The organism is Lacrimispora brassicae, from assembly GCF_054772055.1.
The window spans coordinates 1-14051 of sequence record NZ_BRYH01000028.1; the positions used below are offsets into that span (position 1 = coordinate 1).

Sequence of the window (14051 nt, forward strand, 5' to 3'; positions counted from 1 at the left end):
CCTATTGAGGATATCAACGGCTGGCTCTACCATCGTATACGAATGTGTATATGGAAACAGTGGAAGAAGCCTAAGACGAAGATGAGAAATCTAATAAAACTAGGAGTGTCCAAAGACTTAGCATATGTAACAGCTAATAGCCGAAGAGGTCATTGGTTTGTGACACACACAATGGCGGTAAATATAGCTTTAACAAAAGAAAGACTGACATGCAGTGGCTTCTATGATTTAGCCAATGCATATCAGTCAGTGCACGTCAACTATTGAAAGCGCCGTGTACCGAACGGTACGCACGGTGCTGTGAGAGGACGGCGGTTAGTCACCGCCTCCTACTCGATTATTTTCTATAGAATCAATTGCTTTGCTTAAATTTTTCAGCCGCCCCATTTTTCACCTCATTGTAAAAATCATACAGCAAAAAGTAAATTCATTCCTCGTTTATGATGTTCTCATTTATAAATTCATATGGGTCATTCCAGGCAATGTTATGGGAGAGGGGCCGTGGCGGTTCAATGCAGCAATTATTTTGTCTCATATGTTTAAAAAAAACAGAATATTGCGTTACATATTGACACTATAGCAAAAAAAGAATACAATCAATTTAATTATGAATTTGATTCGTATATATAAACTTTTGGAGGTATAAAATGAATCGAACCGTAGAACGCACATTTATGATTTTACAGTTGATCGCAGGGAGGAAAAGGGGGATAACCTTACAGGAGATTACCAATGAAATGGGGATGGCTAAGAGCAGTGTCTTTGTCATCGTTCAGTCATTATTGGAGCTGAACTATATTACAACACTTCGGGATAATGATAAAAAATATTGTTTGGGGATAGAGACTTTTTCCCTGGGTATGAAATATGTGGATGATATGAGTCTTATAAATGAATGTACCGTAAACCTGCAGCCCATAGCTGAAAAATATAACAAAACAGCTTTTGTGGCAGTTTTAAATGGAACCAAGATCGTCTACGTGCATAAATACGTGGCACAGAACGCCAGGTTAGCTTCATGCGCTATCGGAACCAGAAAAGATGCCTATGCAACATCTCTTGGAAAAGCAATTCTTGCATTTTTGCCCAAAGAGGAACAGAGCGCAATTTTAGATAAGATTGATTTTAAACCATTAACAGACTACACCATTACCTCCAAAGAACAACTGCTGGAAGAACTGAGAAAAACAAAAGAGCGGGGATATTCTTTGGACCAGAGAGAATTGGAGGACATAACCAGTTGCTGTGGAGCTCCTATTTTTGACTATACGGGAAGAGTGATAGCGGCTGTTTCTTTATCGGATATCTACAATGAAACCATTGACGATGAGCAGGTTGCTCAGGAACTGAAAGAAGTAGGGATGCACATATCAAAAAATTTAGGATATCATCTCAATCCGTGATGACTTCATTCTTTTATAAACCATCAAATATTTGGTGGTTGTGAGACCTCTGTTCCCCGGACAATATTTCCTATGCGAGAAAAGTTCCTTTTGTTTATGATGATGAAGTACAATACAAAAGGCATTCTCGCATTTTTTAATTGTATGGTTTGTAACTAATGCACTTCTATGATATGGAATATCAATATAAAGTGCACATTTATATTGACAAAAAATGAAATGAAATGTATAATATGCTCATGTTAGAAACTTAGTTCTTATATATGAACTTATTGAATTTTAAGATCTCCCTTAAAGAGATCTCATTTATTAAACAATGTTGTGAACGGAGTTCTTAATTATGAACAAAGCAAAAGGGGTTTTTTCTTTCCGGTATCTGGATCTGTTGTTTTTTTCCATACTTGCCGCTGTTTCAGAAATTATGAGTTATAAGATGCTGGAATTTTGGAACAGCAGCTTCTATTTCAGTTTTTCCATGGCCCTCTGTCTGATATCCATGATTCGCTGGGGAGCGGCCGGAGTGGTAGTATCCATGATCGGAGGAATTCCCGGTATCCTGTTTTCTCCTATGCCGCTTTGGTCCGGAATTTTATTTTATATCTTGTCAAATGCATTTATAGGAATTCCCATGCTGGCTTATGGGGAAAGAAACAGGGACAGCATTGCAGACGGGCATGTGTTTTTGCTCCTTTATATCCTTCTTTCTCACTGCAGTCTGTCTGCAGGAAAGGGGCTTGTCATATTTTTATTAACCGGAGAAACAACAGGAGTTAAGGATTATTTTGGGGCAACATTTTTTGCCTTAATGATCAATATCATTGTGTGCTGTGTGCTGCAAATGCGGAAAGGGCTTATTTGTGATATGAGATATTATTTTGCTGAGATGGAAGGAGAAGGGAATGGAAACGGAAGAGATTAAAATGAGGGAGCCCCAGATAAAAAAAATATGGAAGGCGGTGAGAAAGGATTGGCGTTTATATGTGCTTCTGCTTCCCCTGGTGATCTGGTTTGCATTGTGGGCTTATAAGCCAATGGGAGGACTTCTCATAGCTTTTAAGCGGTTTGACCCTCAGTTTGGGGTCTGGGGAAGTGAATTTAAAGGAATTGACAATTTTATTAACCTTGTTGCCGGAGTCAATCGGGTTGAGTTTTGGCAGGCATTCAGAAATACATTTATTATCAGTGCCTATAGTCTTATATTTGGATTCCCTGTACCCATTATACTGGCTTTATTGTTTGCTGAAATTGGAAATGATACGTTCAGAAAACTGACGCAGACCGCAACCTATCTGCCCCATTTCCTTTCAGAGGTTACGATCACAGGCATTGCGCTTATGCTGGTATACAGCGGTGTCCGCTCCACCGGAATTATCGCCTCACTGTTCCAGCATATGGGGCTGATTGAGCCGGGAGTGTCGATCATGCAGAAATCCAATTATTTCAGGCCCCTTTATATTATGGTAGGGATCTGGAAAGAAAGCGGATATAATTCCATTGTTTATTTTGCAGCTATTATGGGGATTTCCCCTTCTCTGTATGAGGCCTTAAAAGTAGATGGCGGCAATAAATTTCAGGAAATCCGCTTTATCACATTTCCTGGTATGGCTCCAACTTTGATCATCATGATCATTATGAGGATAGGAAGTATGCTGACCATTGGTTATGAAAGGGTTTTGCTTTTGTACAATGCCAATATTTATGTCACAGCAGATGTGCTCTCCACCTTTGAACAAAGAATCGGTATTCTGTCAGGAAATTACGGAATTGGAGCCGCAGTCAGCCTGTTCAATTCACTGATCGCGTTTGCACTGGTGATCGGTGCCAATACGATCAGCAGAAATATATCAGAGACATCCCTGTGGTAGATTAGGAAAGGCGGAAACGATGGAGCGCTTAAACAGAAGTGAAAAGATATTTAAGGTATTTTCCTATACGATGATCATCATCTTTGCATTGCTTGCCCTGTATCCGGTTTTGTACGCATTCAGCGTATCGATCAGTGGAAAGGTAGCGTATGAAAGCGGCCAGATTGTACTCCTGCCAAAGGAAGTGACATTTCAGGCCTATGATATGGTGCTGCATAATAAAGGCTTTTGGATTGCATATACCAATACCCTGTTCTATACCGTACTTGGTACTGCCTGGAGTATGGCGATTTCCATTACAGGGGCTTATGCACTGCAGAAAAATAAACTGATGTTCAGAAGGCAATGGAACTTTTTACTGGTATTTACCATGTGGTTCAGTGCCGGAATGATTCCCCTTTATTTAAATTATAAGACCATGCATGTGGATAACCGGTGGGGAATGATTATTGCCTTCGGTATCCAGGCATATAACATCATTCTTCTCAGGAATTATTTCGGCAGTATTCCCAAAGAGATAGAAGAAGCGGCAATTATGGATGGAGCCAATGAGTTTCAGATGCTTGGAAAGGTTTACATACCCATGTCCACTGCCAGCATTGCAACAGTAACTTTGTTTTATGCCATTTCAAGATGGAATGGTTATTACTGGTCAAGGATGCTGCTGGCAAACCCTTATGAGCAGCCGCTGCAGGTGTATTTGCGGCAGTTGATTGAAAATTATCAGAAATTATATGATGAATCTCCGGTTAATCTTGCCTATTCCGCAGACAGTCTGGCTTATGCCATTATTATATGCTCCATCATTCCAGTGTTAGTTATTTACCCGTATATTCAGAAGTACTTTGCAAAAGGTGTGAATATGGGGGGAGTAAAAGGATAAATGATTTATTCGCCATAAAGGCAGAAGGAGGATTTTTATGAGAAACAAAGTAGCAGGGGGTATTCTGTGTGCTGTTATGCTTGCATCGGCGCTGACCGGATGCGGTTCTTCCGTTGTGGATCAGGCATCAACCTTAGCGGCAGCAGAAACAGAACAGGAAACCAGTGAGGAAGCCGGCGATAAAACCGATTTAACGGAGGCGGTTCAATTAAAGTTTAATATTGCCAATGGAAATAAGTCTAGAACCATGACTTACAATCAGGAGTCTCCATTGACTCTGCCGGATGGCACCATTGTAACGGCCGGCATGTTAAAACCAATGTGGTCCTATATGGAAAAGGAATTAAACAGCAAGTTTTCCGATGTGACGGTACAGGATGTAAAGGCAACTGATATGATCCAGACGGAATCCACATCGAATTTTTCCGGAGCCAATATTTATGGAGGCGAATCCATTGCAGAACGCCTTATGTTTTATGGAACCGAAGGGAAATTTGTGAACTTAAGTGAAATGATGAAAACCGGCTATATGCCTAATTTTAAAGAATATTTATCAAAAAATCCTGATGTTATGTCTGCGATTACTGCTTACGACGGAAATATTTATCATGTACCTTATATTGCTGAACTGAACCAGATCGCAAGGACCTTTGTTATCCGGGAATCCTGGGTCACCGGGCTTTTGGATGGAGAAGGCGCCGCCTATGATAAGAATTCCTATGATGTGCATTATAAAGGCTTTTATGTGGAAAACAACCGCAGAACAGGAGAAAACGGTGGAACAGTTACTCCCAAAGAAGGAATCGACATTGTAAAAAAGACGGACCAGGATATTATTGAAATTCAGAACGCCCTGGAAGTGAAAAATGGTGAAACCTTAACCAATGCGTTAATTCAGTACATTAAGGATAATTATGATTACAGCAGCCCGTCAGAATTGTTCCTGGGGGAAAAGGCTGCCTATGACATTGATGAGATGATTGCCCTGATGCGCTGTATTAAAGCAAATCCCACTTTGCTGACCAATGGAAAAGCGGATGTGGTATGGCCGCTTTTTGTGAGACAGTCCAACTACCGTGAGGATTTGCTCCGGTTATCTACATATTTTGACGGTGTAAAAGTCCATGGAGCAGACTCCTATTCTGCAAGGTGGTATATTGATGAGAATGGACGTATCCAGTATACCTATTCAAAGGAAGGGGTTTACAATGTCTTACAGTATTTATCCATGATGGAAGCGGAAGGACTGATCTATTCCGACGCTTATGACCGGACTGAAAAGACCAATTATCGTTCTACCTTGTGGGGGACTGATGAGGGAGAAGCACCGTCCTTTGGATTTATGACCTATGACTGGATTGCTTCCTCTACATCTGATTCCTTAAATCCTGATACGGTTGTGATTCTGCCTCCGGTTGCCAAGGTAAATGGTGCATGGCAGTATTATCTGGATAACGGAAGAGCCATTAAGCCGGACGGCTGGTCAATTTCCGTAGCAGGCTCAACGGAAGACCAGATCCACAGGGCATGTGCGGTTATGGATTATCTTTTTACAGAAGAAGGAAGCATATTGCAGAATTATGGATTGCCTATGAATCTGGAGGAAGGAAAAGATTATACAGGACCGGATGGATTAAAATATCCCTTATTCACCAACTGGGTATATGAAACTTCAGGCCAAGTGGCAAAAGGAGATTTGTCTACGTTCTTAAGAGACTGGATGGGTTGTCTGATACCCATCGGATACCAGAAAGAAATCGGATTTGAGTATCAGTATACTTCTGAACGGGGATTTGAAGGCTGGGCTCTTCTGCAAAATTCAACAACCAACTTTGCTACTTATGCCGGAAACGGAATGAGCGGGGATAATCCAAATTATTATAAGATGGTACCGCCGGTCTTCTCCCTGACTTCCAGGCAGAAAGAAACCATTTCAGATACAACCTCCCTTGATACAGAGGATATTGTAGAATATATGTTTAATATCGTCCGTTATCAGGCAAAGGGCAATGCGCCTCAGGGAGCGGTAGTAGCAAAAAGCTACGAAGAGTATACGGCAGAATTTAAGAAGCGGGGACTTGATATTTATGAAGAAACTTATCAGGCGGCCTATGATGTTATGACATTAGAAAAACAGTAGTTAAACCGGGGGAGGGGGCTTTCCCCTCCCTTATAAAAAGGTGGGAGCTGATGATGCAGAAGTGTTTAAAAACTCAAAGATTAGCAGCAGGATTATATACCGGGATCGTAATCATTGTGTTCCTCTATACTCTTTGTTTCATGACAGAGTATAAAGACTTGTTCGGATTGAAATTAAAGCAGAATGATCAGATTTCCTTTTTCCACGATTACATCCTGCAGATATTTAATAAACAGATTTTTACATTTGCGGTTTTTGGAGTTCTGGTAATTTTGCTTTCCTTTCTGTTGGAGCTTTTCGGTAAAATACCGGATAAATTTGCTTTGATCATAATGGAACTGTCACTGCTCCTCTGCTGTGCATGTTCCGCCTATGCCTTGTTTAACCTTCAGGCCATAGAAAGCTATTATGCCGGCCTGGATTTCCAGTATTTGCGGTTAGAGAGCGCAGGTGATTATAAGCCTCATTTTACCACGTTCCGAATTGGATTGGGAATCTACATTTCCTATATTCTCTGCTGTGCTTATTATATTGCTGCCATTGGCAGAAGCCATTTTAAGTTCCAGAAGAATCAGAAGAAGGGGAGCACAAGGAATGGATAATCGGTTGCTTGAAAAAGAAAAAAAGGCATACGTGTCATTATATAAAAAGGATGTGCTGCCATATTCACTGATCCTGTGTGCCATATTGGCTGAGCTCATCTATGATATTATGGTTCTGGATGTTATGCCGGTGAGTTACTTAATGGGAGTTACGGTAATGATTAATATTGTGATATTGTTTGTACTTTTTACCTGTGCCGTGAAGGTCAATACCTATCATAAAAAGTGGGCGGTCATTGCTGTTTTTCTTGGTATTTACATGCTGGTCAGAATGTCTGTGCTGGTCCCCCTGGTGCTGAAGCCATATGCCAGACACATGGAAATCGGGGCTGCAAATATTTTTGGAGGAGTCATACTTCTGGCAGCCGGCTTCATCAGCTTGAAGCATACCAACAGAAGACAAAGGCTTCAGGAACAGTTAAAGCAGTCAGATGCCAGCTAGGACGAGGTGAAAGGTATGGGAAAACTCCGGTTTAAAAACATAAGTAAAGCATATGCAAATGGATTTTGCGCGGTCAATGACTTCAATTTAGAGATTGAGGATGGAGAATTCATTGTCCTTGTAGGGCCGTCTGGCTGCGGAAAGTCAACGATCCTGCGCATGATTGCGGGGCTGGAAAAAATATCCGGCGGAGATCTGATTTTGGATGATAAGGTCATTAATAAATGTCCGCCGGTAGAACGGGATATTGCGGTGGTGTTCCAGGACTATGCGCTGTACGGCAATATGACGGTTTATGACAACGTGGGGATGAGTATGCGTGTCAGACATGAAAAAGACACGGTTATTTATGACAAAGTGAAAGAAGCTTCCGGAATTTTAGGAATTGGAAGCCTGTTAAAACGTTTGCCGGGACAGTTATCCGGAGGACAGAAGCAGAGAGTGGCTCTGGCCAGATCGGTAGTAAGAAAGCCAAAGGTATTTCTCATGGATGAGCCGCTGTCAAACCTGGATGCAAAGCTGAGAACAAGTACAAGGGCTGAGATTGTAAAGCTCCAGAGGGAATTAAAGGTCACCACCATTTATGTAACTCATGACCAGACAGAGGCCATGACAATGGCAGACCGTATGGTGGTTTTAAAAGACGGGATTATCCAGCAGGCAGGAACCCCAAATGAAATTTATTATGAGCCCTGCAATTTATTTGTAGCAGGTTTTATTGGAGCGCCTCAGATGAATTTCATTGAAGGAAGGGTTGAGGACAGCCGGTTTGTGTTTGGTTCCCATACACTTTTTTTGCCCAAAAAAATTGCGGATCCCTTAAAAAAGTATTCCGGCAGAGAGCTTATATTGGGGATCAGGCCGGAGCAGTTCTCGATTTCCAATGGGGAAGGTAAAAATACGGTTGCAGGAGAACTGGAGAACAAAGAATTTTTAGGCAATTGTTATATTTTATATGTAAAGATCGGAGAATCGGTCCTGACATGCCAGATCGAAAGCATGGAGGACACATTTGACAAGCAGATCAATATCCACTTTGGAATGGAACATATCTATTTTTTTGATAAGGAGACAACAGAATTAGTGATGCATGCAAAGGCGGGGGAGAATGATGAGTAAACAGTTAACCAGTATAGCGAAAGCGATTATTATGATTTCTTCTATGGTGCATCTGATTTTTACCAATATTCATGTAAAGGCCCTGCTTCTTCTGGAACATGAGATGTGCGGTTTTGTGATGTTCCTGTTTGTTCTCATGGGGCTGGTTGCCCTGTTTGAGTCAACCCGTATAAAGAATAGAGAAATAGCAGAACGGATTTTTACGGCATTGATCTGTTTTGTAACATCAGGATTAGGATTATATCTGGTCACTATTTACCGGAATGCAATTTCTGTGCAGCGCTCTCTTGATGTGAGTGTGGTAAATCGTGGGGTAATTTTCAGTATGGCAATCGTTTTGGCTTATGTAATTTCCGGTATTCTGCTGATTGCTGATTTAGTAAAGAACAGGTGATGGGATCATGACGGGCATAGAGAAAAAATATGGAAAAAAGAAGATTTCAGACAATGTGAAAGCAGGAGTACTCAGGTGGTGGATTGCAGGTATGTGCTATTTTTTTATTGGATTTGGCACACAGTCCGGCGTCTTTGCCGATCCCCTGGATATGATTTTTTTCCTTGGACTGGGATTGGGACTTGCAACATTGTTTCTTTATAATCCGGTTGTTTACCGGATGTTTGATATTGTAAGACAAGGGAAAATTTACAATCAATCCTATTTTGAGCGAAGCGGCTGGCAAAATGCCGTTTTAAAACTGGCTGAGATCTTAAAAAATCTGATCCTTGTGTTTTTGATTTATATGACGTATCAAAGCGTAAACCTGCTGTTGGAGAGACTGTTTCACCTTCCGGAAGGCACGGTCACCATCCCGGGAGAACCCATTGGTTTTGCTGTGATCTACATCATCTATTATTCCCTGCTGACCGGGTTGATGGATACAGTGGCCGAAATGAGGAAAAAAGAGGAGAAATAGAAGCATGAGCAAGCTGGTATTTATTGGTGACTTAAGGCCTTACAAAGAACAAATCAAAGGCGTGAGAGAAAAGCAGTATCAAAGGCTGCTTTTGCAGGCTGACCGGTATGAGGCATATCAATTGCCTGCACAGCATCCAAAAGAGAGCACCACTTATATGGGGATTGCAATCATGAATCTTGCCCTTGCATACTGCCTCAGTGAAGAGGAGAAGTACCTGGCCGAAGCAAAGAGGTTCATTGGGGCGGTTTTATCCTATGAGCAATGGGGCAACGCCCATTTGGTAAATGTGGATTTATCTGCTTCCTGGATCTTATTTGGGCTGTCCTTGGGATATGACTGGCTGAAGCCGTTTTTAAGGGAAGAAGAAAAAGAGAAAATCCTGGCCAAGATCAAACATCACGCAGATATTATGTACCAGTATAAATTGGATACTTATGGGCATGGCTGGTCCACCAGTTATTATCAGAATCACAACTGGATCAATATGACAGGTCTTGCAGCGGCGGGATATGTGCTTTCAGAGACTTGTGACAAGGCCCTCCAATATACAGAGGAAGCGAAAAAGAATTTTTCCAGAGTATTTTCTCTCCTTGCAGATGACGGATCAAATTATGAAGGCGTTCCCTACTGGAGATATGGGGGAATGTGGCTGTTTGTATATGCCCATCTCCTTAAAATACAGGAAGGCACGGATTATTTTCAAACAAGCAATTATTTAAAGCATACCTTTTATTACCGGTTATATCAATCCTGCGGTAATTTTGAGCAGCAGATGAATTTCGGAGACAGTCATGACCGCCACAGCGGACATGCCCCCTGTGTCTATTATAAAGTGGCTGCCGAGTATGGGGATGGCTTTGCTCAAACCTATGCCAATCTGGTTCTTGATGAATTCCTCATGGCAGAAGCCCAAAAGAGTAAAATCAAACCGGGTATTTTGCCGGAGGCTGTATTTGAATTTCTATGGTATGATCCAAATGTGTTAGGGAAGCCCCTTTCCCTTCTGCCGAGAGTAAGGTTTTTTGAAGATTTGGGTTTGGTGTCAATGAGAGAAGACTGGAGCAGAAGCAGCAAGGTCCTGACCATGAAATGCGGCTGCCCTGGTGGCAGAAAGCAATGGATGAATGGCTGGGACTTATACCGGAAGGAAGGTGTGGAATGTCTTTCCCTTTCCCACCATCATCCGGATAATCTTTCTTATATTTTTGCAAGGGGAAGTGAATATTTGACCTGCGAAGACGGATATAACCGGAACCTTATGCCGGATAACCACAATGTAATTCTGGTAGACGGTCAATACACAGATGCAGTCAATGTAAATGACATATATATGAGCAGTGCCAGAAAAAGGCTTGATAAAGATCCGTTTTATCCCATTGAGAAAAAATATGGGGGAGAAGTGGTTTATTTTGAGCTTGATGATTCCATGGTTATTTACAAAGGCGAAACCTCCGGGATATACCCGGAAGAACTTGGCATGAAAGAAGTAAGCCGGCTGTTATTTACCGACCAGTTGTTCTTTTTTCTTTTCGTTGATGTGTGTGTGTCTGATAAGGACCATACCTACCGCATTATTTCCAATACAGATATGCCGGCACAAAAGCAGAACGATCATACCTATTATTATCCCATGGAAACCGGAGGTATGACATATACAGTTCTTTCTGATCAAGGGATCTGCTGGGATCAGTACACCCAGGAAATTGTCAGTGTGATGACAACCCAGGAGCCGGATAAGCTTTGCAGATCTTTCATCAATACTCTGTCATTTCAATCAGCTTCTCCCACGAAAAAGCAGACGTTTATAGAATGCTTTACTTTTGATGGAATGAATACGGAAATTTCGTTTGAAGGCAAGGAGCTTCACGTCAGACATGGAGAAAAAGACTATAGATTGATTTTTGGAGATGAAATGGCCGTAGGTAAGATAGAAGTCTGCAGCAAAAACGGAGAAAGAAAAAGTTACCGGATTTTGCAAAACAGGGAAAAAAGTGAGGAAAGGGAATGAAGTATGTAAATGACAGGTTTTATGAACTGATCAATGGAGAGGGCAGAAACCGGGAGCTGATACAGGAAATGAAAAGGGATGTAGATGAGTTTCTTCCTTATTTTTCTGATTCTCCGGACCGGTTAAGCCGGTGGGGGCATTATTATTTCTGTGACGATGACGGAGGAAGGCTGATCTTTGATTTAAACTCCCCTGACAGGCACCGGTGCGAAGTGTGCCAAAAGGTGTTTGAGAGTGAGATTTTGGATGGCGTGTGGGTTTATTTTTACCGGAACAAAGCGGTGATCATGGCGCTGGTATCTGCATTCATTTATAAAGCTACAAAGGAAAAGAAGTATTTTGATTATTCCGTATCAGTGATGAAATTTTACGCCAGCCATTATAAGGAATTTCTGCTGCATAACAAAGAAAACCTCACCGGAAATTCCTATGACACAATGCCCTGGGGATGCGGGAGAATGATGCCTCAGGGGCTGAATGAATCCATTGTTGCCATACGTTTTGTCCAGACCATTGAGATTATAAGAGATGAATTAAGTCCGGAATTTCTGGATCTGGTGTATCACAATATGTTTCGGGAAATGTATTTATTGCTGGCGCCTCAGGCCACAAGGATCCACAATATAAGCTGCTGGAATTTATCCGCCATCGGTATTATGGGGCTGGCATTCCAGGATCAGGAGATGATTGATTTTGCATTCACCAGTGAGTTTAATATCAGAAAACAACTGGAAACGGGAGTGACGAAAGACTTTTTCTGGTATGAGGGATCCATCCATTATAATTTCTTTTTATTGGAAGGCATTACTTATCTGTTTTTGTTCAGTAAGATTTATGGCTATGATTTTGGAAAAGCAGGGACTGAAATTTTTCAGAATATGTTTGTACAGGCATATAATTATGCATTTGACAATCACTTCCTTCCCAATCCCAACGATGGCTGGCCCAATTTGAATTTGCGCACATTCAGCTATATCTACCATACGGCGGCCAGGGCCATGGGCGAAGACAGTGTAATCGGCAATCTTGTGAAGAACATTGAAGCGTCTGATTCGGTTCGTACGGTCCTGCCTTTGTCAGAGCCGTATTATTGCAGCAACACCGTATGCCTGGAACAGATGCTGTTTAACATTGACTTTGATTATCAGACATTCACCCCGGTAAAACGGCAGTCAAACAACTTTCCTAAATCAAATTATGTGATTTTGAGAAATGCCAAATGGAATGGGTTTATGAAATATGGATTGAATGGAAAATCCCATGCCCACCCGGACATCATGAATGTGGAACTGATGTATGGAAATCACAGAATATCCCGGGATCTGTCAAATGCAGGATACCGGGCCCGCCTGTGCAACGAATGGCATAGGAAAACCCTGTCTCACAATACCGTCTGCTGGAATGGAATGGACATTACCTCTGTAAGTCCGGGAGAATGCCTGTATTATGAGGAAAATAAGGTGACTGCAGCGGCCAGAAATGTCTATGAAGGGATTAACTATATCAGGACAATTCAAATCACGGAGGATTCCTTTTTTGATGATTTTTGGGTAGAAAGCGGAACGGAAGGAATTTTTGATTATGTGTTCCATTTAGAATCCGCTCTTTGCCTGGAATACGATCTGGAACTGGAAGATGGAACCCTGGGGTTTGAGAAAAATGGTTATCAGCATATCCTTGAAACCAAAAGAGTAAAAACAAAAGAAAACCATGTTGTTCTCCATGCCGGAGTGGAAGATATAAGGTGGAGCATATGGATTGATCTGTCTGAGAATCACCAGTTATACCTGTTAAAAACATTGGATAATCCGGTCAATCAAACGAGAAATACGATTTTACTTAGGAACACAGGAACCTCTCCCCATTATCATTTAAAAATAATGCTGGAGACAAAACAATAATGAAAGCTGAGAAAAGGAGATTAAAAATGAGAGCAGTAATCACAGGAGGAACAAGTGGAATTGGCTTAAGTGCTGCCATAGAGTTAGGGAAGGCCGGTTATGATATTATCGTCACGGGAATTAATCGTGAGGATGGGGAAACGGCATTAAAAACGTTAAAAGACAATGGAATAAACAGCGAATTCATTTATGCGGATTCTATGAAAGAGGAAGACATGAATCTTTGCTTTGAAAAAATCTCCCAAACCTATGATTCTTTGGATGTGTTAGTGAACAACGTGGGAGGTCTTGGGGGAAGACAGCGTTTTGAAGAGATGGATACTTCCTTTATGAGAAGGGTAATGGCACTAAACTTTGACAGCGCATTTTTTGCAAGCCGTGCAGCCATTCCCCTGCTGAAAAAGGGAAATCAACCCTCCATCATTAACTATAGTACCATTGCAGTTACCTCCGGCGGAGGTCCGGGTGCGGGGATCTATGCGGCAAGTAAGGCGGCCATTGAAGGGCTGACACGGGCGCTGGCAAAAGATCTTGCGGAATATGGAATCCGTGTAAATGCCGTATCGCCAGGCACCATTGACACGGCATTTCACTCCGCTACAAAGCGTGAAATCCTGGAGTCCTGGAAAGAAGGGATTCTTATGAAGCGGCTTGGAGAACCATCGGAGGTAGCGTCAGTGATCGGATTCCTGGTTTCTGAAAAAGCTTCCTTTATTACCGGAGAGATTATTCAGATCAATGGCGGTCAGGTGTTTATCTGATGATATAGAA

The 14051-nt window shown here is 41.8% G+C and carries 13 protein-coding genes; all 13 read left to right on the forward strand.

Annotation, left to right across the window (positions count from 1 at the left end; all coding sequences use genetic code 11):
• Nucleotides 1–647 precede the first annotated feature (647 nt).
• The 13 genes from ACYVD3_RS14520 to ACYVD3_RS14580 all read left to right on the forward strand — a co-directional run bounded on the left by ACYVD3_RS14520 (nucleotide 648) and on the right by ACYVD3_RS14580 (nucleotide 14041).
• Complete coding sequence (locus ACYVD3_RS14520) at nucleotides 648–1403, forward strand: IclR family transcriptional regulator (protein ID WP_460643200.1); 756 nt, start codon at nucleotides 648–650, stop codon at nucleotides 1401–1403.
• A 340-nt stretch (nucleotides 1404–1743) separates the two neighbouring features.
• Entirely contained in the window at nucleotides 1744–2322 is a 579-nt protein-coding gene (locus ACYVD3_RS14525) for a hypothetical protein (protein ID WP_460643201.1), read from the forward strand.
• Nucleotides 2303–3268, forward strand: coding sequence for an ABC transporter permease (locus tag ACYVD3_RS14530; RefSeq protein ID WP_460643202.1), 966 nt, complete (start codon nucleotides 2303–2305; stop codon nucleotides 3266–3268). The genes ACYVD3_RS14525 and ACYVD3_RS14530 overlap by 20 nt, the downstream gene beginning before the upstream one ends.
• Before the next feature lie 19 nt (nucleotides 3269–3287).
• Nucleotides 3288–4151: a carbohydrate ABC transporter permease gene (locus ACYVD3_RS14535; protein WP_460643203.1), complete on the forward strand. Its 864-nt coding sequence runs from the start codon at nucleotides 3288–3290 to the stop codon at nucleotides 4149–4151.
• 37 nt (nucleotides 4152–4188) lie between these two features.
• Nucleotides 4189–6291 carry a type 2 periplasmic-binding domain-containing protein gene (locus ACYVD3_RS14540; protein ID WP_460643204.1) on the forward strand — a complete coding sequence of 701 codons (2103 nt, stop codon included), beginning with the start codon at nucleotides 4189–4191 and terminating at the stop codon, nucleotides 6289–6291.
• Between the two features lie 50 nt (nucleotides 6292–6341).
• The gene (locus ACYVD3_RS14545; protein WP_460643205.1) at nucleotides 6342–6893 is read left to right on the forward strand and encodes a hypothetical protein; all 552 of its coding nucleotides are present in this window, start codon (nucleotides 6342–6344) and stop codon (nucleotides 6891–6893) included.
• The gene (locus ACYVD3_RS14550) at nucleotides 6886–7335 is read left to right on the forward strand and encodes a hypothetical protein (RefSeq protein WP_460643206.1); all 450 of its coding nucleotides are present in this window, start codon (nucleotides 6886–6888) and stop codon (nucleotides 7333–7335) included. Before ACYVD3_RS14545 ends, ACYVD3_RS14550 begins: the two co-directional genes overlap by 8 nt.
• Before the next feature lie 15 nt (nucleotides 7336–7350).
• Nucleotides 7351–8454, forward strand: a complete 1104-nt coding sequence (locus ACYVD3_RS14555; protein ID WP_460643207.1) for an ABC transporter ATP-binding protein — start codon at nucleotides 7351–7353, stop codon at nucleotides 8452–8454.
• Nucleotides 8444–8848, forward strand: coding sequence for a hypothetical protein (locus ACYVD3_RS14560; protein WP_460643208.1), 405 nt, complete (start codon nucleotides 8444–8446; stop codon nucleotides 8846–8848). The genes ACYVD3_RS14555 and ACYVD3_RS14560 overlap by 11 nt, the downstream gene beginning before the upstream one ends.
• Before the next feature lie 7 nt (nucleotides 8849–8855).
• Nucleotides 8856–9368, forward strand: a complete 513-nt coding sequence (locus ACYVD3_RS14565; protein WP_460643209.1) for a hypothetical protein — start codon at nucleotides 8856–8858, stop codon at nucleotides 9366–9368.
• Between the two features lie 4 nt (nucleotides 9369–9372).
• Nucleotides 9373–11379: a DUF4962 domain-containing protein gene (locus ACYVD3_RS14570; RefSeq protein WP_460643210.1), complete on the forward strand. Its 2007-nt coding sequence runs from the start codon at nucleotides 9373–9375 to the stop codon at nucleotides 11377–11379.
• Nucleotides 11376–13280, forward strand: coding sequence for a heparinase II/III domain-containing protein (locus ACYVD3_RS14575; protein ID WP_460643211.1), 1905 nt, complete (start codon nucleotides 11376–11378; stop codon nucleotides 13278–13280). The genes ACYVD3_RS14570 and ACYVD3_RS14575 overlap by 4 nt, the downstream gene beginning before the upstream one ends.
• 26 nt (nucleotides 13281–13306) lie before the next feature.
• Complete coding sequence (locus ACYVD3_RS14580) at nucleotides 13307–14041, forward strand: SDR family NAD(P)-dependent oxidoreductase (RefSeq protein ID WP_460643212.1); 735 nt, start codon at nucleotides 13307–13309, stop codon at nucleotides 14039–14041.
• Nucleotides 14042–14051: the final 10 nt, after the last annotated feature.

What these genes read in the sequence shown, in the direction of transcription:
- ACYVD3_RS14520 (WP_460643200.1), top strand. Translation starts at nt 648, where the DNA reads ATGAATCGAACCGTAGAACGCACATTTATGATTTTACAGTTGATCGCA.
- ACYVD3_RS14525 (WP_460643201.1), top strand. Translation starts at nt 1,744, where the DNA reads ATGAACAAAGCAAAAGGGGTTTTTTCTTTCCGGTATCTGGATCTGTTG.
- ACYVD3_RS14530 (WP_460643202.1), top strand. Translation starts at nt 2,303, where the DNA reads ATGGAAACGGAAGAGATTAAAATGAGGGAGCCCCAGATAAAAAAAATA.
- ACYVD3_RS14535 (WP_460643203.1), top strand. Translation starts at nt 3,288, where the DNA reads ATGGAGCGCTTAAACAGAAGTGAAAAGATATTTAAGGTATTTTCCTAT.
- ACYVD3_RS14540 (WP_460643204.1), top strand. Translation starts at nt 4,189, where the DNA reads ATGAGAAACAAAGTAGCAGGGGGTATTCTGTGTGCTGTTATGCTTGCA.
- ACYVD3_RS14545 (WP_460643205.1), top strand. Translation starts at nt 6,342, where the DNA reads ATGATGCAGAAGTGTTTAAAAACTCAAAGATTAGCAGCAGGATTATAT.
- ACYVD3_RS14550 (WP_460643206.1), top strand. Translation starts at nt 6,886, where the DNA reads ATGGATAATCGGTTGCTTGAAAAAGAAAAAAAGGCATACGTGTCATTA.
- ACYVD3_RS14555 (WP_460643207.1), top strand. Translation starts at nt 7,351, where the DNA reads ATGGGAAAACTCCGGTTTAAAAACATAAGTAAAGCATATGCAAATGGA.
- ACYVD3_RS14560 (WP_460643208.1), top strand. Translation starts at nt 8,444, where the DNA reads ATGATGAGTAAACAGTTAACCAGTATAGCGAAAGCGATTATTATGATT.
- ACYVD3_RS14565 (WP_460643209.1), top strand. Translation starts at nt 8,856, where the DNA reads ATGACGGGCATAGAGAAAAAATATGGAAAAAAGAAGATTTCAGACAAT.
- ACYVD3_RS14570 (WP_460643210.1), top strand. Translation starts at nt 9,373, where the DNA reads ATGAGCAAGCTGGTATTTATTGGTGACTTAAGGCCTTACAAAGAACAA.
- ACYVD3_RS14575 (WP_460643211.1), top strand. Translation starts at nt 11,376, where the DNA reads ATGAAGTATGTAAATGACAGGTTTTATGAACTGATCAATGGAGAGGGC.
- ACYVD3_RS14580 (WP_460643212.1), top strand. Translation starts at nt 13,307, where the DNA reads ATGAGAGCAGTAATCACAGGAGGAACAAGTGGAATTGGCTTAAGTGCT.